The organism is Streptomyces himastatinicus ATCC 53653 (genome assembly GCF_000158915.1).
Lineage (GTDB): Bacteria > Actinomycetota > Actinomycetes > Streptomycetales > Streptomycetaceae > Streptomyces > Streptomyces himastatinicus.
Map to the genome: position 1 here is coordinate 3132537 of NZ_GG657754.1, position 21274 is coordinate 3153810.

Below are 21274 nucleotides of genomic sequence, written 5' to 3' on the forward strand. Positions count from 1 at the left end.
TGGCCCGATCCGCCCGCGGGCGCGAACCACCGGCCGGGCCGCAAGGCGGGCTCGCTGGTGTCGCTGGTCGACGGCGAGCTGACGCTTTTCTTGGAGCGCGGCGGCAAGACCCTGCTCGCCTGGCCGGCGGGCGAGGCCGAGGCGGCATCCCCGGAGGACGACGCCCGGCTGCGTACCGCGGTCGAGGCCCTGGCCCAGTCCGCCCGCGCGGGCGCCCTCGGTTCGGTGACCGTCGAGCGGATCAACGGCGCCGCGGCGCTGTCCGCGCCGATCGGCCGCGTCCTTGAGGCCGCGGGCTTCCACGCGACCCCGCGCGGCCTGCGGCTGCGTCCCTGAGGGGCGAGATGCCCGAAGGAGACACCGTCTGGCAGACGGCCCGGCGCCTGGACGACGCCCTGGCGGGCCCGCCGCTCACCGGCTGTGATCTGCGGGTGCCCCGGCTGGCGACCGTCGATCTCACCGGCCGCCGGGTCCTCGAGGTGGTCGCGCGCGGCAAGCATCTGCTCACCCGGGTCGAGGGCGGGCTGACCCTCCACTCCCATCTGCGGATGGACGGCGCGTGGCTGGTGTACGGCCACGGCGAGCGCTGGCGCGGCGGGCCGCAGCACCAGATCCGCGCCGTCCTGGCCACGGCCGAGCGCACCGCAGTGGGCTACCGCCTCCCGGTCCTGGAGCTGCTGCGCACCGCGGACGAGGACCGTGCGGTGGGCCACCTCGGGCCCGATCTCCTCGGCCCGGACTGGGATCCGGACGAGGCGCTGGGGCGGCTGCTCGCCGACCCGTCCCGCCCGGTGGGCGAGGCACTGCTGGACCAGCGCAATCTGGCCGGTATCGGCAATGTGTACAAGTGCGAGCTGTGCTTCGTGCTGCGGATCCCGCCCTGGCTGCCCATCGGCCGCGTGCCCTCCCCTGAGCGCCTGGTGGCCGTCGCCAAGCGGCTTCTGGAAGCCAACCGGACGCGCCGGGCCCGGGTCACCACGGCGCACGCGCGCCCCGACCGGCGGTTGTGGGTGTACGGCCGCGCGGGGCGCCCCTGTCTGCGCTGCGGTACGCCGGTGCGCGCCGCGGACCAGGGCCGCGCCGGTCAGGAGCGTACGACCTTCTGGTGCCCGGTGTGCCAGCCGGAGCCGCCCGCCCAGGACCCGTCACGGTAATTGACGGTTCGTCAGCTCCGGTCGTACGGTCGGCCCATGACCGTCACGGCGTACGACCTCACCGGCCGCACCGCACTGGTCACCGGCGCCGCGAGCGGCATCGGCCGCGCCACCGCCGTCCTGCTGGCGGCGGCCGGGGCGGTCGTGCACTGCGCCGATCTGGACGAGCAGGGCGCCCGGCGCACCGCGGAGCGCATCACCTCCGACGGCGGCAGCGCCCACGCCCACCCCCTCGACGTCACCGACCGCGCCCAGGTCGCGGCCGTCGTATCCGCCGCCGCCACGGCGGCCGTCCGCGCCGGGGGCCACCTCGCCGTGCTGGCGGCCATCGCCGGGATCATGCACCGCAGCACGGTCCTGGAGACCGCGGAGGACGATCTGGACCGAGTGCTGGCGGTCAACTTCAAGGGCGTCCTGTACGGCTGCCAGGAGGCGGCCCGCGCCATGATCGACCACGGCGCCGGCGGGTCCATCGTCACCATGGCGTCCGGTGCGATCGACGCAGGCACCCCCGGGCTGCTGTGCTACGGCGTCGCCAAGGCCGCCGTGGTCCAGCTGGCCCGGACCCTCGCCGCCGAGGTGGGACCGCACGGCATCCGCGTCAACGCGGTCGCCCCCGGCTGGGTCCGTACGCCCATGACGCGGCGCGGCACCGCCGAGGAGCAGTCGCGCGCCGAGGCACCCATGGTCCGCCACGCACCGCTGGGGCGGGTGGGCGAGCCGGAGGACGTCGCCCATGCGGTGCTGCACCTGGCGTCGGACGCCTCCGCGTTCACGACCGGCCAGATTCTGCGCCCGAATGGCGGAGTCGCGATGCCCTGGTGAGCCGCTCGCGCACGCCCCCGCGCCGGGGCGAGGGACCGCAGTGCACGGGCAGCAGGCTCAGCCCCCAGCCGCCGATGGCGAACGCCCCCTCCACCGGTCCGGTCCCGGTCGGCTGCACCGCCAGCCGGAGCACGGACCACCACCACAGGCCGCCGAGAACGAGCGCGATCACCCATCGAACCGGCCTTCGGCGCAGGGTGCCGGCCCCTCCCACGGCTGCCATGCTGCCTCCTTCGGGCGACGCTAGACGCCTGTTCGCACGCGGCGGGAGGGCGCACAGGAGGCCCGTCAGCGCGTGTCGGACCCCCGCGCTCCCCCAGTGTGCCCAGCCGCACCGCGGGGCGCACCCAGAGCGGGGCACACCCGCGGCGGGCCCATGAGCCGACGTCCGTCAGCTCGCAGACTGTGCGGCCATCGCCGGAGGCCGGGGGGCCGTGCCCCGGCGATGACCACACAGGGTGCGAGCGGAAGTACCGCCCTTGCCTGTCTTCTCGCTCAGTGTCCGTTGACGTTCTCGGCCTGGAACATCCAGTGATGCTTCTCCAGGTCCCGGGTGAGCCCGATGAGAATGTCCTGGGTCACCGGATCCGGCTCGTCCGTCGCGGCGATGCGCTCGCGCATGCGCGAGATCACGGACCCGAGTGCGTCCACGAGCGTCCTCACGGCGTCCGTGTCCTGGGTCCAGCCCTCCTTGACGTTGCCGACGGCGCTCTGCTTGGCCACCGTCTCGGCCCGTCCGTCCGGCGCTATCCCGAGCGCCGAGGCGCGCTCCGCGACCGTGTCGGCGTGCGTCCTGGCCGTCGACACCACATCGTCGAGCTGGAAGTGAACCGTGCGGAAACGCGGTCCGATGACCGTCCAGTGGATCTGCTTGCCCACCAGGGCGAGGTCGACGAGGTCGACGAGGGCGCCTTGCAGAGCGTCGCTGACGACCTTGAGGTTCTCCTCGGCGAGCGGGCTCTTGACCACAGACATCCACTTCCTCCTGTTCGACCGTTTGGCCCCCCTTGATTACCTCTCCACCAATCAGGTGACCGGAAAGGGGCCGGTCAAACATCGAGCCCCGGCCGGTATCGCTACCGGCCGGGGCTCGAAGAGCTTCCGCGCTGACGTGGGGGCCGTCAGGCCGCCACGACGTCCACAGCCTCCTTGGGCGGCTTGATGGTCACCCGCTCGTCCGGGACGCCCGTCACCACCGAATTGAGCATGGGCCGCATCGGTGCGGGTACCTTCTCGCTCGCCGTGGCCGACTCCGCCAGCTCCGCGAGCGACAGCTCGTCGCTGACCTCGCGCATGACCTGTGACATCCGTACGTCCAGGGCGTCGCAGATCGCCGACAGCAGCTCGGACGAGGCTTCCTTCTGCCCGCGCTCGACCTCTGACAGATAGCCGAGCGACACCCGGGCGGAGGAGGAAACCTCGCGCAGAGTACGGCCCTGGCGCTGGCGCTGCCGGCGCAGCACGTCACCCAGCAGGCGACGGAGCAGAATCATCGCTGGCTCCCTCCTCGGACCTCGGATCCGGATCCTTCTCGCCCCACCGTACCGCCTCTGGCTGTGCCCGTGCGGGGAGCGATGTCGTGTTCACTCAGGGCTGCAAACATCAAAATTCGTCGTGTTGTTCCGTATCCTGTGCCCCCGCTGTCGCGATCAATTCGCTGAACAGCAGCTTGACCGCGGCGCGAACGCTCTCCGCGCGGATTCCGGCCCGGTCCCCCGCCAGCCGCAGCGCCGCGGCCGCGGGCTTGTTCGAGGGCCCGGCGACGGCCACGTGGACGGTGCCCACGGGCTTTCCGTCCTGCGGTGTGGGACCCGCCACACCGGTGGTCGCCACGCCCCAGTCGGCGCCCAGTGCGCGCCGTACGCCCCCTGCCATCTGCCGGGCGACCTCCGCGTCCACCGCCCCGCGCTCGGCCAGCAGCGCGGCGTCCACGCCCAGCAGCTCGCGCTTGAGGTCGGTGGCGTACGCGGTCACCGAGCCGCGGAAGGCGTGGGAGGCCCCGTCCACGGCGGTCAGCTCGGCGGCCACCAGGCCGCCGGTCAGGGACTCGGCGACGGCCACGGTCTGCCCGCGCCGCCGCAGCAGCGCCAGGACCTCGGCCGCGCTCGCCTCAGCGGCACCGTCTCGCGCCGCCGCCGTCTCGTCACCGCTCATCGGGCCGGTTCCTGCTCGGGCTCCTCCCCCGCACCGCCGCTCTCCGCCGCGCGGCCCGCCCGGCGCAGCACCAGGGCCTGCCGTACGTAGTCGAGGCCGGTGAGGACGGTCAGGGCGACGGCCACGGCCATCACCCAGAACCGCAGCGTGGCCAGCGGTCCGGTGAGCACGAGGATGTACATCCCCACGGCCACGCCCTGGGCGAGGGTCTTCATCTTCCCGCCGCGGCTGGCCGGGATGACCCCGATCCGGATCACCCAGAACCGCATCAGGGTGATCCCCAGCTCACGGAAGATGATCACGCCGGTCACCCACCACGGCAGATCGCCGAGGGCCGACAGACAGATCAGCGCCGCCCCCATGATCGCCTTGTCCGCGATGGGGTCCGCGATCTTGCCGAAGTCGGTGACCAGGTTGTACCGGCGGGCCAGATGCCCGTCGAACAGGTCCGTGATCATGGCGATGGCGAAGGCGGCCCAGGCATAGGCGCGCCAGGCCGGGTCGTAGCCGCCGTTGTGGAACATCAACAAAACGAACCCGGGCACCAGGACCAAGCGCGCCATGGTGAGGATGTTGGCGATGTTCCACAATCCGGCGGGCCGGGCGGCCGCAGCGGCCCGGTGGTGGCTCCCCGCGGCGGAGGCCGGGACGCCTGTCATCTGTCCGCCTCCTCCGTACATGCGCCGCCGCCCGCCTGCTCCAGCGGTTCCAGCGGCTCCGCGACGAGGTCCACTCCCTCCGCCGCGATCACCTTCGCTTCGACCATACGTCCCGCGGCGGGCCGCGCCGAGGTGCGGAGCAGGGTCTGCCCGTCGGTCTCCGGCGCCTGGTGGGCGGCCCGGCCCAGTACGTCACCGGTGTCGTCGATCTCGTCCACCAGCACCGTGACGGTCTCGCCGAGCCGCTCGTCCGCCCGCTGGGCGGTCAGCTCCTCCGCGAGACGCGAGATGTGCTCCAGCCGCTCGGCGACCTCGTCCGGGTCGACCTTGTCCTCGTAGCCCGCGGCCTCGGTGCCGTCCTCGTCCGAGTACCCGAAGACGCCGATCGCGTCGAGCCGCGCCTCGCTGATGAAACGCTCCAGCTCGGCCAGGTCGTCCTCGGTCTCGCCCGGGAATCCGACGATGAAGTTCGAGCGGGCGCCTGCCTGCGGCGCCTTGCCTCTGATCGTTTCCAGCAGTTCGAGGAAGCGGTCGGTGTCGCCGAAGCGGCGCATCCGGCGCAGCACCCCGGGCGCGGAGTGCTGGAAGGACAGGTCGAAGTACGGGGCGACCTTCTCGGTGGAGGTCAGCACGTCGATCAGCCCGGGCCGCATCTCGGCGGGCTGGAGGTAGCTGACCCGGATCCGCTCGATCCCGTCCACCGCGGCCAGCTCGGGCAGCAGCGTCTCCAGCAGCCGGATGTCGCCCAGGTCCTTGCCGTAGGAGGTGTTGTTCTCGGAGACCAGCATGATCTCCTTCACCCCCTGTTCGGCCAGCCACCGGGTCTCGCCCAGTACGTCGGAGGGACGGCGGGAGATGAACGAGCCGCGGAAGGACGGGATGGCGCAGAAGGAGCACCGCCGGTCACACCCGGAAGCGAGCTTCACGGAGGCGACGGGGCTGTTCCCGAGTCTGCGGCGCAGCGGGGCGCGCGGCCCGGAGGCCGGGGCGACACCGTCGGGCAGATCCTCGGGCGGGGTGTCCTGGGCGTGGCCGGGCAGTGCGACGGCGGAGTTGTCCTGGCGCTCGGCGGGGCTGATCGGCAGCAGTTTGCGCCGGTCACGCGGGGTGTGGGAGGCGTGGATGCCGCCGGAGAGGATGGTCTGAAGCCGGCCGGAGATGTCGGCGTAGTCGTCGAAGCCGAGCACCCCGTCGGCCTCGGGCAGCGCCTCGGCCAAGTCCTTGCCGTACCGCTCGGCCATGCAGCCGACGGCCACGACCGCCTGGGTGCGGCCGTGGTCCTTCAGATCGTTCGCCTCCAGCAGGGCGTCGACCGAGTCCTTCTTGGCGGCCTCGACGAAGCCGCAGGTGTTGACGACGGCGACGTCGGCGTCGGCGGCTTGCTCGACGAGCTCCCAACCGTCGTCCGCCAAGCGGCCTGCGAGCTCCTCCGAGTCCACCTCGTTACGGGCGCAGCCAAGAGTGACAAGGGCGACAGTGCGGCGTTCGGGCATGGGCTCAGACTACTTTGTCGCAGCCCCGCCCTCCGCTGCCAGGTCTCCCACCCCGCCCGAGGGGCTGGTCAGCCCGCTTCGGGATCGCCCTTGGTGTAGCTCAGACGCTGAACAGTGCCGCTGTCGCTCAGGTTCTTGACTTCCTTGCCGTTCACGAAGAGCTTGATCGCCCCGGCGTTGCCCAGCACCAGGTCGATGCGCTTGCTGTCGCTGAAGGTCTTGGACTGGCCCTTCCGCAGCACGCCCTCTTCCATCAGCCGGCCGTTGTGGTCCTGGGCGGAGATCCAGCTCTGTCCGTCCTCCGCGGTCAGCTTGACGGTGACCTTGTCCGCGGGGACGCCCGCGATGGCGCTCTCGGAGGGCTCGGGCTTCCGCTCGCCGGACTTGCTGGGACTGGCGCTGGGACTGGTGGAGGTGGACGCGGTCGGCTTGGCCGAGCCGGTCTGCTCGGCGACCGAGGAGCCGTCGTTCTTGTCGCCGCCACTGAAAAGCGTGAAGCCGACGAATCCGACGACGGCGACGATCGCGGCGACCATCGCTGCCGTCCAGTTCGGGCGGCGGGGTTCGGGACGGATGCGCTCGGCATCGAACAGCGGCGCCGCCGGGGTCGGCTCGGGCCGGCCGCCGTGCTCGGCGTCGAATTGGTTGATCAAGGTCTCAGGGTCGAGCCGGACGGCGCGCGCGAGCACACGAATGTGCCCCCGGGCGTACACATCCCCGCCGCAGCGGGAGAAGTCGTCCTGCTCGATCCCCTGCACTATGGGCACGCGCACCCGGGTGACGGAACTGACCTCGTCGACGGTCAGCCCCGCGGCGATGCGGGCCTGCTGGAGGGCGCGACCGACGGAAGGCCGGTCTTCTTCGGGGGAGTTGCCGTCTTCGAGATCGTTGCCGATGGACACGGGGGCGCCTTTCGAGCGTGTAGCCACCTGCTGGAGGTTCAGTCTAGGGGTGGGGCGAAAGGGTGGGGCAAGCGGGAGGACGGAGTTTGTCCGCCATCGGGATTGACCTGTAACCAAGATCCTGGGACGTCACTCCGCCACCTCCCTCAACTTGACGTCTCGGCAGGGGAAACGGTTGCCCGCCATACCCTTATGAGTGAGCCTTACCGCGGATCACCGCGATCACGCCATCCAATTCATCCGGCTTGACGAGCACATCGCGCGCCTTGGAGCCCTCGCTCGGCCCGACCACCCCGCGCGACTCCATGAGATCCATCAGCCGGCCCGCCTTCGCGAAGCCCACCCGCAGCTTGCGCTGGAGCATCGACGTCGACCCGAATTGCGTGGAAACCACCAGCTCAGCGGCCTGGCACAGCAGATCGAGATCATCGCCGATCTCCTCGTCGATCTCCTTCTTCTTCGACGTCCCGACCGTGACGTCGTCCCGGAAGACCGGCGCCATCTGTTCCTTGCAGTGCGCGACGATCGCCTGCACCTCGGCCTCGGTCACGAACGCGCCCTGCATCCGGACCGGCTTGTTCGCGCCCATCGGCAGGAACAGCCCGTCGCCCTTGCCGATCAGCTTCTCGGCGCCGGGCTGGTCCAGGATGACCCGGCTGTCGGCCAGCGAGGAGGTGGCGAACGCGAGCCGCGAGGGCACGTTCGCCTTGATCAGACCGGTGACGACGTCCACGGACGGCCGCTGGGTGGCCAGCACCAGGTGGATGCCCGCCGCGCGGGCCAGCTGCGTGATCCGCACGATCGAGTCCTCGACGTCCCGCGGCGCGACCATCATCAGGTCCGCCAGCTCGTCGACGATCACCAGCAGATACGGATACGGCTTGAGCTCCCGCTCGCTGCCCTCGGGCTGCTTCACCTTTCCGGAGCGCACCGCCGCGTTGAAGTCGTCGATGTGGCGGAAGCCGAACGCGGCGAGGTCGTCGTAGCGGAGATCCATTTCGCGGACGACCCATTGCAGGGCCTCGGCCGCGCGCTTGGGGTTGGTGATGATCGGTGTGATCAGATGCGGAATGCCCTCGTACGCGGTCAGCTCCACGCGCTTGGGGTCGACCAGCACCATGCGCACGTCGTCCGGGGTGGCGCGCACCATGACCGACGTGATCAGGCAGTTGATGCACGACGACTTTCCGGAACCGGTCGCGCCGGCCACCAGTACGTGCGGCATGGTGGCCAGGTTGTGCGCCACGTAGCCGCCCTCGACGTCCTTGCCGAGCCCGACGACCATCGGGTGGGTCTCGCCCGTCGAGTCGGCCGAGCGCAGCACGTCCCCGAGGTTGACCATCTCGCGGTCGCTGTTGGGGATTTCGATGCCGACCGCCGACTTGCCGGGGATCGGGCTGATGATCCGCACATCGGGGCTGGCGACGGCGTACGCGATGTTCTTGGTGAGCGCCGTGATCCGCTCGACCTTGACGGCCGGGCCCAGTTCCACCTCGTAGCGGGTGACCGTCGGGCCGCGGGTGAAGCCGGTGACCGCGGCGTCCACCTTGAACTCCGAGAACACCTTCGACAGCGACTCCACCACGGCGTCGTTGGCGGCGCTGCGGGTCTTGCCGGGGCCACCGCGCTCCAGGAGGTCGAACGAGGGCAGCGCGTAGGTGATGTCACCGGAGAGCTGGAGCTGCTCGGCGCGCGGCGGCAGCGGTTCGCCCGGCTCGTCGTACGCCCGGGTGCGGTCGGGGACCTCGGCCCGTCCAGGCGCGGCGGAACCGTCCCCCCGGCCCTTCTTGCCCTTGTCCGGCGCCGCTTTGCCCGGCGCGGCCGTGCCGGAGTCGCCGGAGTCCTGCGTGACGGACCCGCTGCCGGTGCCGGATGCGCCGTCGTGGTCGTCCTGCTCGCCCGAGATACCGCTGCTGAGCCCGGCGACGAGCGGTGAGGGCTGGACGCCGTGCAGCACCGCGCCGTCCAGCGAGGCGGCCGCGGCGGCCGCCACGTCCACCGCGTCCATGGGGCGGTCCAGCGGCGGCTGGACGGACGACTGGCGGCGCGACCGGCGGCGCTTGCGCAGCGCCTCCTCCTCGGCCTGCTCAGGGTCGCTCGCGCCGTCCGTGGGCTCTTTCTCCAGCGAGGTCCTGCGAGGCCGCCTGGCGGGCTTCTCGCGCCATTCGTCGGCGTACTCCCCGGCGGCGTCGCCGTCGTGGCCGTACGCCCCCTCCTCGTCCCGCACCAGGCCGAGCCGGACGCCGAGCGCCCGCAGCCGCTGCGGAATCGCGGCGACCGGTGTCGCGGTGACGACCAGCAGCCCGAAGACGGTGAGCAGTACCAGCAGCGGTACGGCCAGCACGTCGCCCATGGTGTAGATCAACGGCCGGGAGACGGCCCAGCCGATCAGCCCGCCCGCGTCCTGGATCGCCGCGTCGCCCTGGCCGCGCCCGGGGGCGCCGCAGGCGATGTGGACCTGGCCGAGGACGCCGATCACCAGCGCGGACAGGCCGATCACGATCCGCCCGTTGGCCTCGGGGCGTTCGGGGTGGAGGAACAGCCGTCCGGCGATGGCGCCCAGGAGTATCGGCACCACCAGGTCCAGGCGGCCGAAGGCACCGGTGACGAGCATCTCGACCAGATCGCCGACAGGACCCTGGAGGCTGGACCAGGTCCCGGCCGCGACGATCAGGGCCAGCGCGAGCAACAGCAGTGCGCTGCCGTCCTTGCGATGGGCCGGGTCGAGCCCCTTCGCACCGCGCCCTATGGAACGGAACATCGCCGCGACGGCGCGCGCGAGGCCCATCCAGACGGCGCGCGCGGCGCGGTACACACCGCTGGTGGCGTAGGGCGCGGGCGGCGGCGGGGCTGCCTTGGCGGCCGCTTTCTTCTTCGGAGCCGCCTTCTTCGCGGGCGCGGCCGCCTTCTTGGCGGGCGCCTTGGCCGCCGCCTTCTTCGCGGGCGCCTTCTTCACTGCGCCTCCGGACTGCCCGGCGCGCTTCTTCGAGGTGCCCGCGGTGCTCTGGGAACCCTTGCCGGACGTACGAGAGGCCATGGGTGCGAGATTACCCGCGTCCGCCGTACGGAGCACGTATGGCATGGGTATCCGGTGCCACTGACGTCACACCCGTGTCGCATCCGGGCGCGACACCGGCCGGACGGTGAAGGGAGAGTGACAGGACATCAACGGCCGGGTGGCCACGCGGTGGTGCCGCGCTCAGTTCTGCGAGGGGACCTGACCGGCTCCGCTGCCCGCGCCGGGCTCCAGCGCGTCCAGGGCGCGGCGCAGACCGGTGAGCTTGCGCTCCAGATGGGCCGCGGTGGCCACGGCCGCCGCGTCCGCCGACTCGTCCAGCTGCTTGGACAGCGCCTCGGCCTGCTCCTCCACGGCGGCGAGCCGCGCGGACAGCTCGGCCAGCAGCCCGGCCGACTCCTTGTCGCCGGCGGCCGGCTGACCGCCCTCCAACTGGAGCCGCAGCAGGGAGGCCTGCTCCCGCAGCTGGCAGTTCTTCATGTACAGATCGACGAAGACCGAGACCTTCGCTCTGAGCACCCAGGGGTCGAAGGGTTTGGAGATGTAGTCGACCGCGCCCGCCGCATACCCCCGGAAGGTGTGGTGCGGACCGTGGTTGATCGCGGTGAGGAAGATGATCGGGATGTCCCGGGTCCGCTCCCGCCGCTTGATGTGCGCCGCGGTCTCGAATCCGTCCATGCCCGGCATCTGGACATCCAGCAGGATCACCGCGAAGTCGTCCGTCAGCAGCGCCTTGAGCGCTTCCTCCCCTGACGATGCCCGCACCAGGGTCTGATCGAGCGCGGAGAGAATGGCCTCCAGCGCCAGCAGATTCTCCGGCCGGTCATCGACCAGGAGGATCTTGGCCTTCTGCACCATGCCCCGTCCTCCTCGTCCCGGCTTGGGGTCTCCCCAGCTCGAAGCGCTGGGGGAAGCACCGGGCGCCGCCCCAGGGGACGACTCCCTTGCGTCGCCCGTCCTTGTGCCGGTCATGGTAGCCGCACCCCGCTGTTCGCCACACCCTGTCACCGCGATGTCACTGTGCACGTAGCAGAAACGCGGTGGGAGACCAGAAGGTTCCCCGATTCCCGCGTTCCCACACGTGTTCGGCGACAGTCAGTCAACACCACGATGGCGTCCGGTGTCCCATCGGACACTCCCCTGCCTTTCACCTGGTCACTCATCCGACATCCACTGCTCCATCACCGTAAGGAGATGATCCGTGTCGACCGGCTTGGTGACATAGTCCGACGCGCCCGCCTCGATGCTCTTCTCCCGGTCGCCCTTCATCGCCTTCGCGGTGAGCGCGATGATGGGCAGCCCGGCGAACTGCGGCATCCTGCGGATCGCCGCCGTCGTGGCGTAACCGTCCATCTCCGGCATCATGATGTCCATCAGGACGAGCACCACATCGTCGTGCTGCTCCAGGACTTCGATGCCCTCCCGCCCGTTCTCGGCGTAGAGCACCTGGAGCCCGTGCTGTTCCAGCACGCTGGTGAGCGCGAAGACATTGCGGATGTCGTCGTCGACGATGAGCACCTTCTCACCGTGGAAGCCGCCCGCCGGCTCCGGGGCCACCAGATCCTGACCGCCCAGCATCCACGGCTCGGATGCCTGCGGCTGCCGGCTGCCGGACCGGCCGCCGTTCCGGCGGGCCTCCTCCGGGGCGGCCGTCTGCGGCTCGGAAGCCTGTGACGGCTCCTGCTCGGTCCGCTGACGCCGCCGGAAGAGCCCGGCGGCCCCGCGGGTCCGCTGCGCCGTGGCGTCGGCGGTGACGTCGTGCTCGGGCTCCCGCTCCGCCGCGGCCCCGGACTCGTCGTCCTCCGCGCCCTCGGCCGGGTCGTACGGCTCCAGCGCCGGCGGACCCGCGCTGCCCGGTGTGAGCTGCGGGTAGCCCTGCGGCGGCAGCTCGCTGGGGTACAGCGGCAGGTACAGCGTGAACGTCGAGCCGCGGCCCGGCTCACTGGCCGCGTGGATCTCACCGCCGAGCAGCCGGGCGATCTCCCGGCTGATGGACAGGCCGAGGCCGGTGCCGCCGTACTTCCTGCTGGTGGTCCCGTCGGCCTGCTTGAACGCCTCGAAGATCACCCGCATCTTGCTCGCGGCGATGCCGATACCGGTGTCGGTGACCGAGAAGGCGATCATGTCCGCCTCCGGGTCCCGCAACGCGCCGTGTTCCAGCAGCTGTTCCCGGATGGCGTTCGGCACGTCCACCCCGGCCGGCCGGATGACCAGCTCCACGGCGCCGCCGTCGGTGAACTTCACCGCGTTGGACAGCAGGTTGCGGAGGACCTGGAGCAGCCGCTGCTCATCGGTGTGCAGCGTCGCCGGAAGCTCCGGCGAGACCCGGACGGAGAAGTCGAGGCCCTTCTCGGCGGTCAGCGGCCGGAACGTGGCCTCCACGTAGTCGACGAGCTGGACCAGGGCGATCCGCGTCGGGCTGACGTCCATCTTGCCCGCCTCGACCTTCGACAGGTCGAGGATGTCGTTGATCAGCTGGAGCAGGTCCGAACCGGCTCCGTGGATCGTCTCGGCGAACTCCACCTGCTTCGGCGACAGATTGCCCTCGGCGTTGTCCGCGAGCAGCTTGGCGAGGATCAGGAGCGAGTTGAGCGGTGTGCGCAGCTCGTGCGACATGTTCGCCAGGAACTCGCTCTTGTAGCGCATCGAGACCGCGAGCTGCTCGGCGCGCTCCTCCAGGACCTGCCGGGCCTCCTCGATCTCGGTGTTCTTGACCTCGATGTCGCGGTTCTGCCGGGCCAGCCGGTCGGACTTCTCCTCCAGCTCCGCGTTGGACGCCTGGAGCGCCTTCTGCCGGTTCTCCAGCTCCGCCGACCGCTCCCGCAGCTGCTCGGTCAGCTCCTGGGACTGCTTGAGCAGCACCTCGGTCTTGGTGTTGACGCTGATGGTGTTGACGCTGGTGCCGATCATCTCGGCGATCTGGTTGAGGAAGTCCTTCTGGATCTGCGCGAAGGGCTGGAACGAGGCCAGCTCGATCACGCCGAGCAGCTGCCCCTCGAAGAGCACCGGCAGCACGATCACATGGGCCGGGGCCGCCTCGCCGAGCCCCGAGGCGATCTTGAGGTAGCCCGGCGGCACGTTCTCCACCAGGATCGGGCGCTTCTCCTCGGCGACCGTGCCGATCAGCGTCTCGCCCGGCCGGAAGGACGTGGGCATCGAGCCGATGGCGTAGCCGTACGAGCCGATCAGGCGCAGCTCGTAGCCCTCCTCGGAGGTGCTGTCCGCGACCACCTCGGTGCCCTCGCCGACCGGGACCGCCAGGAAGAACGCGCCGTGCTGGGCGGAGACCACCGGGGTCAGCTCACTCATGATCAGCCGGGCGACGTCCTCCAGGTCGCGCCGTCCCTGCATCAGACCGGAGATCCGGGCGAGGTTGCCCTTCAGCCAGTCCTGCTCCTTGTTGGCGAGCGTGGTCTCGCGCAGGTTCGCGATCATGGTGTTGATGTGGTCCTGGAGGACCTGGATCTCACCGGAGGCATCCACGTCGATCTTGAGATTGAGGTCGCCGCGGGTCACCGCGGTCGCGACCTCGGCGATGGCGCGCACCTGACGGGTCAGGTTCCCGGCCATCTCGTTCACCGACTCGGTGAGGTCCTTCCAGGTGCCGGCCACGTCCCGCACCCGCGCCTGACCGCCCAACTGCCCCTCGGTGCCCACCTCACGGGCCACCCGGGTCACCTGGTCGGCGAAGGACGACAGCTGGTCCACCATCGTGTTGATCGTGGTCTTGAGTTCGAGGATCTCGCCCCGCGCCTCGATGTCGATCTTCTTTGTCAGGTCACCCTGGGCGATCGCCGTGGTGACCATCGCGATGTTGCGCACCTGTCCGGTCAGGTTGGACGCCATCGAGTTCACGGACTCGGTGAGGTCCTTCCACGTCCCCGAGACGCCCGGCACCCGCGCCTGGCCGCCCAGGATGCCGTCCGTGCCCACCTCGCGCGCCACACGGGTGACCTCGTCCGCGAACGAGGACAGGGTCGTCACCATCGTGTTGACGGTGTCGGCCAGCGCCGCGACCTCGCCGCGCGCCTCGACCGTCACCTTCTTCGTCAGGTCGCCGTTGGCGACCGCGGCCGAGACCTGCGAGATGTTGCGCACCTGGATGGTCAGGTTATTGGCCATCAGGTTCACGTTGTTGCTGAGGTCCTTCCAGATGCCGGTCACGCCCGGCACCCGCGCCTGACCGCCCAACTGGCCTTCCGTACCCACCTCACGGGCCACCCGGGTGACCTGCTCGGCGAACGACGACAGCTGGTCCACCATCGTGTTCACGGTGGTGACGAGCTCCAGGATCTCGCCCTTGGCGTCCACCGTGATCTTCTTCGACAGGTCGCCCTTGGCGACCGCCGTCGTGACCTCGGCGATGGAACGCACCTGGGACGTCAGGTTGTTGGCCATGCCGTTGACGGACTGGGTCAGGTCCTTCCAGGTGCCGGAGACCCCCTGCACCTCTGCCTGCCCGCCCAACTGGCCCTCGGTGCCCACCTCGCGGGCGACCCTGGTGACCTCCTCCGCGAAGGACGACAGCTGGTCGACCATCGTATTGAGGGTGTTCTTCAGCTCCAGGATCTCGCCCCGGGCGTCGACGTCGATCTTCTGCGAGAGGTCACCGCGCGCGACCGCCGTGGCGACCTGCGCGATGTTACGGACCTGGGCGGTCAGGTTGCCCGCCATGCCGTTCACCGAGTCGGTCAGATCTCGCCACACGCCCGCGACACCGGGCACCTGCGCCTGACCGCCCAGCCGGCCGTCCGTACCCACTTCGCGGGCGACCCTGGTCACCTGTTCGGCGAAGTCGGACAGCTGGTCGACCATCGTGTTGATGGTGTTCTTCAGCTCGAGGATCTCGCCGCGCGCGTCCACCTCGATCTTCTGCGACAGGTCGCCCCGGGCGACCGCCGTGGTCACCTGGGCGATGCCGCGCACCTGCGAGGTCAGGTTCCCCGCCATCGAGTTGACGGAGTCGGTCAGGTCCTTCCAGGTGCCGGAGACGCCGTCCACCCGGGCCTGACCGCCGAGGCGACCCTCGGTGCCCACGTCCCGCGCCATGCGGGTGACCTGGTCGGCGAACGAGGAGAGCTGATCCACCATGGTGTTCACGGTGTTCTTCAGCTTGAGCATCTCGCCGGAGACGTCGACGGTGACCTTCTGCGACAGATCGCCGTTCGCCACCGCCGTCGTCACCTGGGCGATGTTGCGCACCTGTCCGGTGAGGTTGCGGAAGGCGGTGTTCACCGAATCCGTCAGGTCCTTCCACGTACCCGCCGCACCCGGCACCTGCGCCTGACCGCCCAGCTCACCCTCGACACCGATCTCCCGGGCCACCCGGGTCACCTCGGCACCGAAGGACTGAAGCTGGTCCACCATCGTGTTGACGGTGTTCTTCAGCTCCAGCATCTCGCCGGCCACGTCCACGGTGACCTTCTGCGACAGATCGCCGTTCGCCACCGCCGTCGTCACCTGCGCGATGTCCCGCACCTGGGCCGTCAGGTTGCGGAACGCGGTGTTCACCGAATCCGTCAGGTCCTTCCACGTACCCGCCGCACCCGGCACCTGCGCCTGACCGCCGAGCAGCCCCTCGGCACCGACCTCGCTGGCCACCCGCGTGACCTCGTCCGCGAAGGTGCGCAGCGTCTCCGTCATCGTGTTGATCGTGTCGGCGAGCTGCGCGACCTCGCCGCGTGCGCTCACCGTCACCTTCTGCGACAGATCGCCGTTGGCGACCGCCGTCGTGACCTGGGCGATCCCGCGCACCTGGGCGGTGAGGTTCCCGGCCATGAGGTTGACGGAGTCCGTCAGGTCCTTCCAGACGCCCGCGACGCCCGGCACCTTCGCCTGGCCGCCCAGTTCGCCCTCGGTGCCCACCTCACGGGCCACCCGGGTCACCTCGGCGGCGAACGAGGAGAGCTGGTCCACCATCGTGTTGACGGTTTCCTTCAGCTCGAGCATCTCCCCGGACACATGAACCGTGACCTTCCGGGACAGATCACCCTTGGCCACCGCCGTCGTCACCAGGGCGATGTCCCTCACCTGAGCGGTGAGCCGGGACGCCATCGTGTTGACGGACTCCGTGAGGTCCTTCCACGAACCCGACATGCCGCGCACCCGGGCCTGACCGCCCAGCTTGCCCTCGGTGCCGACCTCACTGGCGACTCTCGTCACCTCGTCGGTGAACGCTGAGAGCTGATCGACCAGCCCGTTGACGGTGCGCCCCACCTTGAGGAACTCACCGCGCAGCGGATGCGCCGACCCGTCGGCACCCTGTGCCCGCAGGTCCATGCGCTGCTCCAGGTCGCCCTCGGCGACCGCGGACAGCACCCGGCCGACCTCGGACACCGGCCGGACAAGATCGTCCACCAAGGCGTTGGACGCGTCAATAGCCGCCGCCCACTGCCCCTCACAGGCGCCGGTCTCCAGCCGTTCCGTGAGCTTTCCCTCACGTCCGACCACCCGCCGCACCCGGGTCAGCTCGCCTGTGAGCTGGAGATTCCGATCCGCGACCTCGTTGAAGACCGCGGCGATTTCGGACATGACGCCCTCGCCCGAGACCGTCAGTCGCTTGCGGAAGTTGCCGTCCCGCATCGCCGTCATCGCGGTCAGCAGCCGGTTCAGGGCCGCCGTATCCACTTCGGTCGTCCCATTGCTCCGGGACCGTCCGCCTTTCGCGCGCGTATTCGTGCCCCGCGCCGCTGCGCCAGACTCCACCGTGTCCCTCCCGCAGGGTTGACCGTCCTCGTCGGGTTCTTCTTCCAGCTTGCCCAGTGTTTCACCATGGCCCAACCAGGCCATAACAGTTCGGCAGCATCGCATACCGGCGCCAGCCCCCTCCGGGTGGAATCACGGCGGACCGGCATTCGCGGGGGCGGTTGAGGTAAGTAACCTGGCATCCGGCCAGGCATCGGAGGGGCGCTGCGACATGGGTGAGCAGTTCGCCGAGACACATATGAGGAGACCTGTGATCACCGCGCGGGCAGCCGCCACCTTCGAGCCGGTGGGACGCTCGGTCGCCGCCGCCCGCACCTTTGTCCGGGACACCCTCCAGGGCTGGGGGCTCACCGACATCGTGGACGACGCGGTCGTCCTCACCAGCGAACTCGTCACCAACGCGGTGGTGCACGCGGGCACCACCGCCGATGTCGTGTGCATCCGCGCGGACACCGGAGTCCGTGTCGAGGTCGCCGACCGCTACCCCGAACGAGAAGTTCCGCTCCAGAGCAATGGCGGCCACCACTTCGGCAGCCCTGATCGCGAGGGTGGCCGCGGTCTGCTACTGTGCGCCGCACTCGCCGCACGCTGGGGCGTCGAGTACTCGGCCACCCACAAGCAGGTCTGGTTCCAGCTCGACTTCCCGGAGCGGCCGGCCGGCACCCGCGCCGCCGGGCCCGCGCTGCCCTCCAGCGCCCTGCCGATCGCCGACTCCCGGGTCCGGGTCGCGGTCGTCCAGGTCGACAGCGACGGCCTCATCAGCGCCTGGAACGACGACGCTCAGGAACTGTTCGGCTACAGCCCGGAACAGATCGTCGGCAAGCCCCTGACCGACCTCGCCGCCTGGCCGCACACCCCCGGCACCAGCACCGGCGTCGCCGAGGCGCTCCAGCTCTCCCGCTGGGAGGGCTCGTACGGCATCCGCGGCGCCGACGGCCGCGTCTCCCCCGTCTACGCCTCCCACCTGCGCATCCGCGATGCCGACGGCGCCCCCTCCACCGTCTGTCTGCTGGTCCGCGACCGCGAGCGCGCCGTATTGCAAAGCCCGATGCGCGGCGCCGCGGCCGACACCTCCGACTCCTCCGAGCGCGGTCCGGTCAGCGACGCCTTCGAGGTCTTCATCGGCTCGCCCGCCCCCGACGACCTCGACGGACTCCTCCAGCGCACCGTCGAACGCGCCCGCGACATGCTCGACGGGGACGCCGCCTATCTGCTGCTCGCCACCGACGACGAGACCGAGCTGGAGGTGCGCGCCTCCACCGGGCTGCCGTCCGCCCGGCAGCGCTTCGCCCGGGTCCCCGTCGAAGCGGGCACCGGGCGCTACGGGTCGGCCCGGATGCCCGCCGTCCACGAGGATCTGTCCGCCGTACCCGGCGCGGTGCCCCTGCTGGTCAACACCGGCATGCGCTCGGTCGTCACCGTCCCCCTCAAGGTCGAGGGCCGGCTCACCGGCTCGCTCGGCGTCGCCGCCGAGTCCCCCGGCCGCTACAACAACGAGGAGGCGCTGCGGCTCCAGTTCGCCGCCGACCGCATCGCACTCGCCGTCGAACGGGCCCGCCTCACCGAGCTGGAGCGGCTGCGCCGCGGCTCCCTGTCGTTCCTCGTCGAGGCGTCCGATCTCCTCGCGGGCACCCTCGACCGTGATCAGACACTGGCCCTCATGGCACAGATGACGGTGCCCACCCTGGCCAGCTGGTGCGCCGTCTATACGGTCGCCGACCAGGCATCCGACCCCGAGCTGTCGTACGTCCTGCACGAGGACGAGGACCGGATCGACGGCCTCAAGGCCCTGCTCACCAAGATCGACCCACCGGAGCAGGTGCCCACCGGCGGTGCCCGCGGCTGGACCGGCCCCTACGAGGCGGCTCACGCGGCCGCGCTGCGCACCTCGCTGCGCAGCCTGAGCCTGGGCGGACTCCGCCCGGCCCTCCTCGGGCCCGGGCGCCTCGCTCGCGACCGCGTCCGCCGTCGGCGGCGAGACGGTCGTCCTGCCGCTGGTGGCCCGTAACCGCGTCATCGGCATGCTCACCCTCGGCAAGCCCACCGACGAGCACTTCCGCCAGGAGAACCTGGAGCTGGCCGAGGACCTCTCCCGCCGGGCCGCGCTCGCGCTCGACAACGCGCGGCTCTACTCGGAGCGCACCGCCATCAGCCAGTCCCTCCAGCGCAGCCTGCTGCCGCCCGAGCAGCCCGAGGTCCCGGGCGTCGAGGTCGAGGTCATCTACCGCGCCGCCGGTGAGGGCAACGAGGTCGGCGGTGACTTCTACGACCTCTTCCCGATCCGCGACGGCGCGTACGGCTTCGCCATCGGCGACGTCTGCGGCACCGGGCCGGAGGCCGCCGCGGTCACCGGTCTCGCCCGGCACGCGCTGCGGCTGCTCGCCCGCGAGGGCTTCGGCGGCCCGGCGGTCCTGGAGCGGCTCAACGCGGCGATCCTCGACGAGGGCGCCCGCAGCCGCTTCCTCACCCTCCTCTACGGGGAGCTGTGGCCGCAGCAGGACGGCGGCGCGGTGCTCAAGGTCGTCTGCGCGGGCCACCCGCTGCCGCTCCGGCTGCGCCAGGATGGCTCCGTCGAGGCGGCCGCCGAACCGCAGCCCCTGCTCGGCGTCATGGACGACCTGGAGCTGTACGAGCAGACGGTGACGCTCGACCCCGGCGACGTCCTGCTGTGCGTCACCGACGGGGTCACGGAGCGCCGCGAGGGCACCAGGATGCTCGGCGACGACGGCCTGGTCGACGTCCTCACCACCTGCACCGGGCTCACCGCGGGAGCGGTGGCCGCCCGGGTGCTGCGCGCGGTCGAGCGGTTCGCGGCCGAACCGCCGTCCGACGACATGGCCATCCTCGCGATGCGCGTCCCCGAGCCGCAGGACGCCTGACCGCCGGGCCGGGGCACCATCGGTGCCCCGGCTTCCCCGGCGCTCTTCAACATGACGAAGGCCCCCGCCAATTGGCGGGGGCCTTTCGCAGGAGAGCCCCAATACGGAATCGAACCGTAGACCTTCTCCTTACCATGGAGACGCTCTGCCGACTGAGCTATTGGGGCGCGGCAACGGGATAGATCATACCCGAATTCGAGAGCACTCTCGACCACCCGCCCCTCGACCGCTCAGGCCGCTGACTGCAACAACCCTCCCAATGCGTTGCAGGCCGAGACCACGCGCTGCAACTCCCGCCGGGACATGGCGGGATCGACGGGGAGTGCGAGGCATTCGTCGGCCGCGCGCTCCGTCTCCGCGAGCCACAGATCGCGCCGGAAGCGCGCTGTGCGGTGCGCCGGGGTCTGAATCGGTACGTGGCACACGACGCCGCGAGAGCGCAGCGTACGGGCGAATGCGTCCCGGTCCGGGCGTCCGTTGCCCGGCACCCTCACGACGTACTGCTGATACGTATGTTCCATGCCGGGCTTGGACGCGGGGGTGACGACCCCGCGCAGCTTTCCGTTCAGATAGGCCGCGTTGGCCTGTCGACGCAGGATCTCGCCGACCGGCTCGCACACGGCGCCGTGTCCGATCACGAGCACTCCGTGCCGCTGTCCCAGCTCGGAGAGGCGGGCCATGTCGGCCGGATGCCCGAAGGTGTGTATCGCCACGATGGCCGCGGTGCGGGGCGTCAGTGCCTCGGCCACCGCGTCCGGGTCTATGCAGAAAGTGTGAGCGTCGATGTCCGCGAACACCGGCCGCGCGCCGGCGAGAAGCACCGCTTCCGCCGCCTCGGGTGTGCCGTAGGACGGCACGATCACCTCGTCGCCCGGCCGTACGCCCGACCGGGTCAACTCACGCCACAGCTCATCCGTTGGAGTCCCCATGAACGGCATGTTGCCCAGGCAACATGAACACCGAGTGGCTCGCAACACAACAAAAAGAGAGGCCTGTCGGGAACCGAAGTTCCGACAGGCCTCTCTCCAATATTTGTTCGGCGGCGTCCTACTCTCCCACAGGGTCCCCCCTGCAGTACCATCGGCGCTGAAAGGCTTAGCTTCCGGGTTCGAAATGTAACCGGGCGTTTCCCTAACGCAATGACCACCGAAACACTATGAAACAAACAAACCAACCAGAGTTAGCAACGGTTCGTTATTTCAGAACCAACACAGTGGACGCGAGCAACTGAGGACAAGCCCTCGGCCTATTAGTACCAGTCAACTCCACCGGTCACCCGGCTTCCATATCTGGCCTATCAACCCAGTCGTCTACTGGGAGCCTTAACCCATCAAGTGGGTGGGAGCCCTCATCTCGAAGCAGGCTTCCCGCTTAGATGCTTTCAGCGGTTATCCCTCCCGAACGTAGCCAACCAGCCATGCCCTTGGCAGGACAACTGGCACACCGGAGGTTCGTCCGTCCCGGTCCTCTCGTACTAGGGACAGCCC

General features: G+C 70.3%; 13 protein-coding genes, 1 tRNA gene, 1 rRNA gene, 1 pseudogene and 1 other annotated feature. Of the genes and pseudogenes, 4 read left to right on the forward strand and 12 right to left on the reverse strand.

The window, feature by feature from the left end; translation table 11 throughout:
- The 3 genes from SSOG_RS55925 to SSOG_RS12690 all read left to right on the forward strand — a co-directional run.
- Positions 1 to 336, forward strand: a 336-nt coding sequence (locus SSOG_RS55925) for a hypothetical protein (protein ID WP_009714618.1), incomplete at its 5' end; no start/stop codon positions are given.
- A gap of 8 nt (positions 337 to 344) precedes the next feature.
- Positions 345 to 1154: an Fpg/Nei family DNA glycosylase gene (locus SSOG_RS12685; RefSeq protein ID WP_039937374.1), complete on the forward strand. Its 810-nt coding sequence runs from the start codon at positions 345 to 347 to the stop codon at positions 1152 to 1154.
- A 36-nt stretch (positions 1155 to 1190) separates the two neighbouring features.
- Positions 1191 to 1979 carry an SDR family NAD(P)-dependent oxidoreductase gene (locus tag SSOG_RS12690; protein WP_009714620.1) on the forward strand — a complete coding sequence of 263 codons (789 nt, stop codon included), beginning with the start codon at positions 1191 to 1193 and terminating at the stop codon, positions 1977 to 1979.
- A 495-nt stretch (positions 1980 to 2474) separates the two neighbouring features.
- Here SSOG_RS12690 and SSOG_RS12695 read toward each other — a convergent pair whose 3' ends face one another.
- The 9 genes from SSOG_RS12695 to SSOG_RS12735 all read right to left on the reverse strand — a co-directional run bounded on the left by SSOG_RS12695 (position 2475) and on the right by SSOG_RS12735 (position 16908).
- Positions 2475 to 2954 carry a Dps family protein gene (locus SSOG_RS12695; protein WP_009714622.1) on the reverse strand — a complete coding sequence of 160 codons (480 nt, stop codon included), beginning with the start codon at positions 2952 to 2954 and terminating at the stop codon, positions 2475 to 2477.
- A 146-nt stretch (positions 2955 to 3100) separates the two neighbouring features.
- Positions 3101 to 3472, reverse strand: a complete 372-nt coding sequence (locus tag SSOG_RS12700; protein WP_009714623.1) for a helix-turn-helix domain-containing protein — start codon at positions 3470 to 3472, stop codon at positions 3101 to 3103.
- Between the two features lie 109 nt (positions 3473 to 3581).
- Complete coding sequence (locus SSOG_RS12705) at positions 3582 to 4133, reverse strand: CinA family protein (RefSeq protein WP_009714624.1); 552 nt, start codon at positions 4131 to 4133, stop codon at positions 3582 to 3584.
- A complete protein-coding gene (gene pgsA / locus SSOG_RS12710) occupies positions 4130 to 4792 on the reverse strand; it encodes a CDP-diacylglycerol--glycerol-3-phosphate 3-phosphatidyltransferase (RefSeq protein ID WP_039937378.1) in 663 nt (220 codons plus the stop codon). The genes SSOG_RS12705 and pgsA overlap by 4 nt, the downstream gene beginning before the upstream one ends.
- Positions 4789 to 6285, reverse strand: coding sequence for a 30S ribosomal protein S12 methylthiotransferase RimO (gene rimO, locus SSOG_RS12715; RefSeq protein WP_009714626.1), 1497 nt, complete (start codon positions 6283 to 6285; stop codon positions 4789 to 4791). Before rimO ends, pgsA begins: the two co-directional genes overlap by 4 nt.
- A gap of 68 nt (positions 6286 to 6353) precedes the next feature.
- Complete coding sequence (locus SSOG_RS12720) at positions 6354 to 7187, reverse strand: helix-turn-helix domain-containing protein (RefSeq protein WP_039937382.1); 834 nt, start codon at positions 7185 to 7187, stop codon at positions 6354 to 6356.
- A gap of 190 nt (positions 7188 to 7377) precedes the next feature.
- The gene (locus tag SSOG_RS12725) at positions 7378 to 10224 is read right to left on the reverse strand and encodes a DNA translocase FtsK (RefSeq protein WP_009714628.1); all 2847 of its coding nucleotides are present in this window, start codon (positions 10222 to 10224) and stop codon (positions 7378 to 7380) included.
- 162 nt (positions 10225 to 10386) lie between these two features.
- On the reverse strand, positions 10387 to 11061 hold the full coding sequence (locus tag SSOG_RS12730) for a response regulator (RefSeq protein ID WP_009714629.1): 675 nt from the start codon (positions 11059 to 11061) through the stop codon (positions 10387 to 10389).
- 297 nt (positions 11062 to 11358) lie between these two features.
- Entirely contained in the window at positions 11359 to 16908 is a 5550-nt protein-coding gene (locus SSOG_RS12735; protein WP_078510297.1) for a HAMP domain-containing protein, read from the reverse strand.
- A 250-nt stretch (positions 16909 to 17158) separates the two neighbouring features.
- Between SSOG_RS12735 and SSOG_RS12740 the strand changes: the two are divergent.
- Positions 17159 to 19787: pseudogene (locus SSOG_RS12740) on the forward strand (SpoIIE family protein phosphatase).
- A 94-nt stretch (positions 19788 to 19881) separates the two neighbouring features.
- Here the strand turns inward: SSOG_RS12740 and SSOG_RS12745 are convergent.
- The 3 genes from SSOG_RS12745 to rrf form a co-directional block, all read right to left on the reverse strand.
- A tRNA-Thr gene (locus SSOG_RS12745) sits at positions 19882 to 19954 on the reverse strand.
- A 63-nt stretch (positions 19955 to 20017) separates the two neighbouring features.
- Positions 20018 to 20716, reverse strand: coding sequence for a DegT/DnrJ/EryC1/StrS family aminotransferase (locus SSOG_RS12750; protein WP_039941024.1), 699 nt, complete (start codon positions 20714 to 20716; stop codon positions 20018 to 20020).
- 105 nt (positions 20717 to 20821) lie between these two features.
- Positions 20822 to 20938: ribosomal RNA gene (gene rrf / locus SSOG_RS12755) — 5S ribosomal RNA — on the reverse strand.
- Between the two features lie 90 nt (positions 20939 to 21028).
- Positions 21029 to 21274 (reverse strand) — a sequence feature (23S ribosomal RNA rRNA prediction is too short).

What these genes read in the sequence shown, in the direction of transcription:
- SSOG_RS12685 (WP_039937374.1), top strand. Translation starts at nt 345, where the DNA reads ATGCCCGAAGGAGACACCGTCTGGCAGACGGCCCGGCGCCTGGACGAC.
- SSOG_RS12690 (WP_009714620.1), top strand. Translation starts at nt 1,191, where the DNA reads ATGACCGTCACGGCGTACGACCTCACCGGCCGCACCGCACTGGTCACC.
- SSOG_RS12695 (WP_009714622.1), bottom strand. Translation starts at nt 2,954, where the DNA reads ATGTCTGTGGTCAAGAGCCCGCTCGCCGAGGAGAACCTCAAGGTCGTC.
- SSOG_RS12700 (WP_009714623.1), bottom strand. Translation starts at nt 3,472, where the DNA reads ATGATTCTGCTCCGTCGCCTGCTGGGTGACGTGCTGCGCCGGCAGCGC.
- SSOG_RS12705 (WP_009714624.1), bottom strand. Translation starts at nt 4,133, where the DNA reads ATGAGCGGTGACGAGACGGCGGCGGCGCGAGACGGTGCCGCTGAGGCG.
- pgsA (WP_039937378.1), bottom strand. Translation starts at nt 4,792, where the DNA reads ATGACAGGCGTCCCGGCCTCCGCCGCGGGGAGCCACCACCGGGCCGCT.
- rimO (WP_009714626.1), bottom strand. Translation starts at nt 6,285, where the DNA reads ATGCCCGAACGCCGCACTGTCGCCCTTGTCACTCTTGGCTGCGCCCGT.
- SSOG_RS12725 (WP_009714628.1), bottom strand. Translation starts at nt 10,224, where the DNA reads ATGGCCTCTCGTACGTCCGGCAAGGGTTCCCAGAGCACCGCGGGCACC.
- SSOG_RS12730 (WP_009714629.1), bottom strand. Translation starts at nt 11,061, where the DNA reads ATGGTGCAGAAGGCCAAGATCCTCCTGGTCGATGACCGGCCGGAGAAT.
- SSOG_RS12750 (WP_039941024.1), bottom strand. Translation starts at nt 20,716, where the DNA reads ATGGGGACTCCAACGGATGAGCTGTGGCGTGAGTTGACCCGGTCGGGC.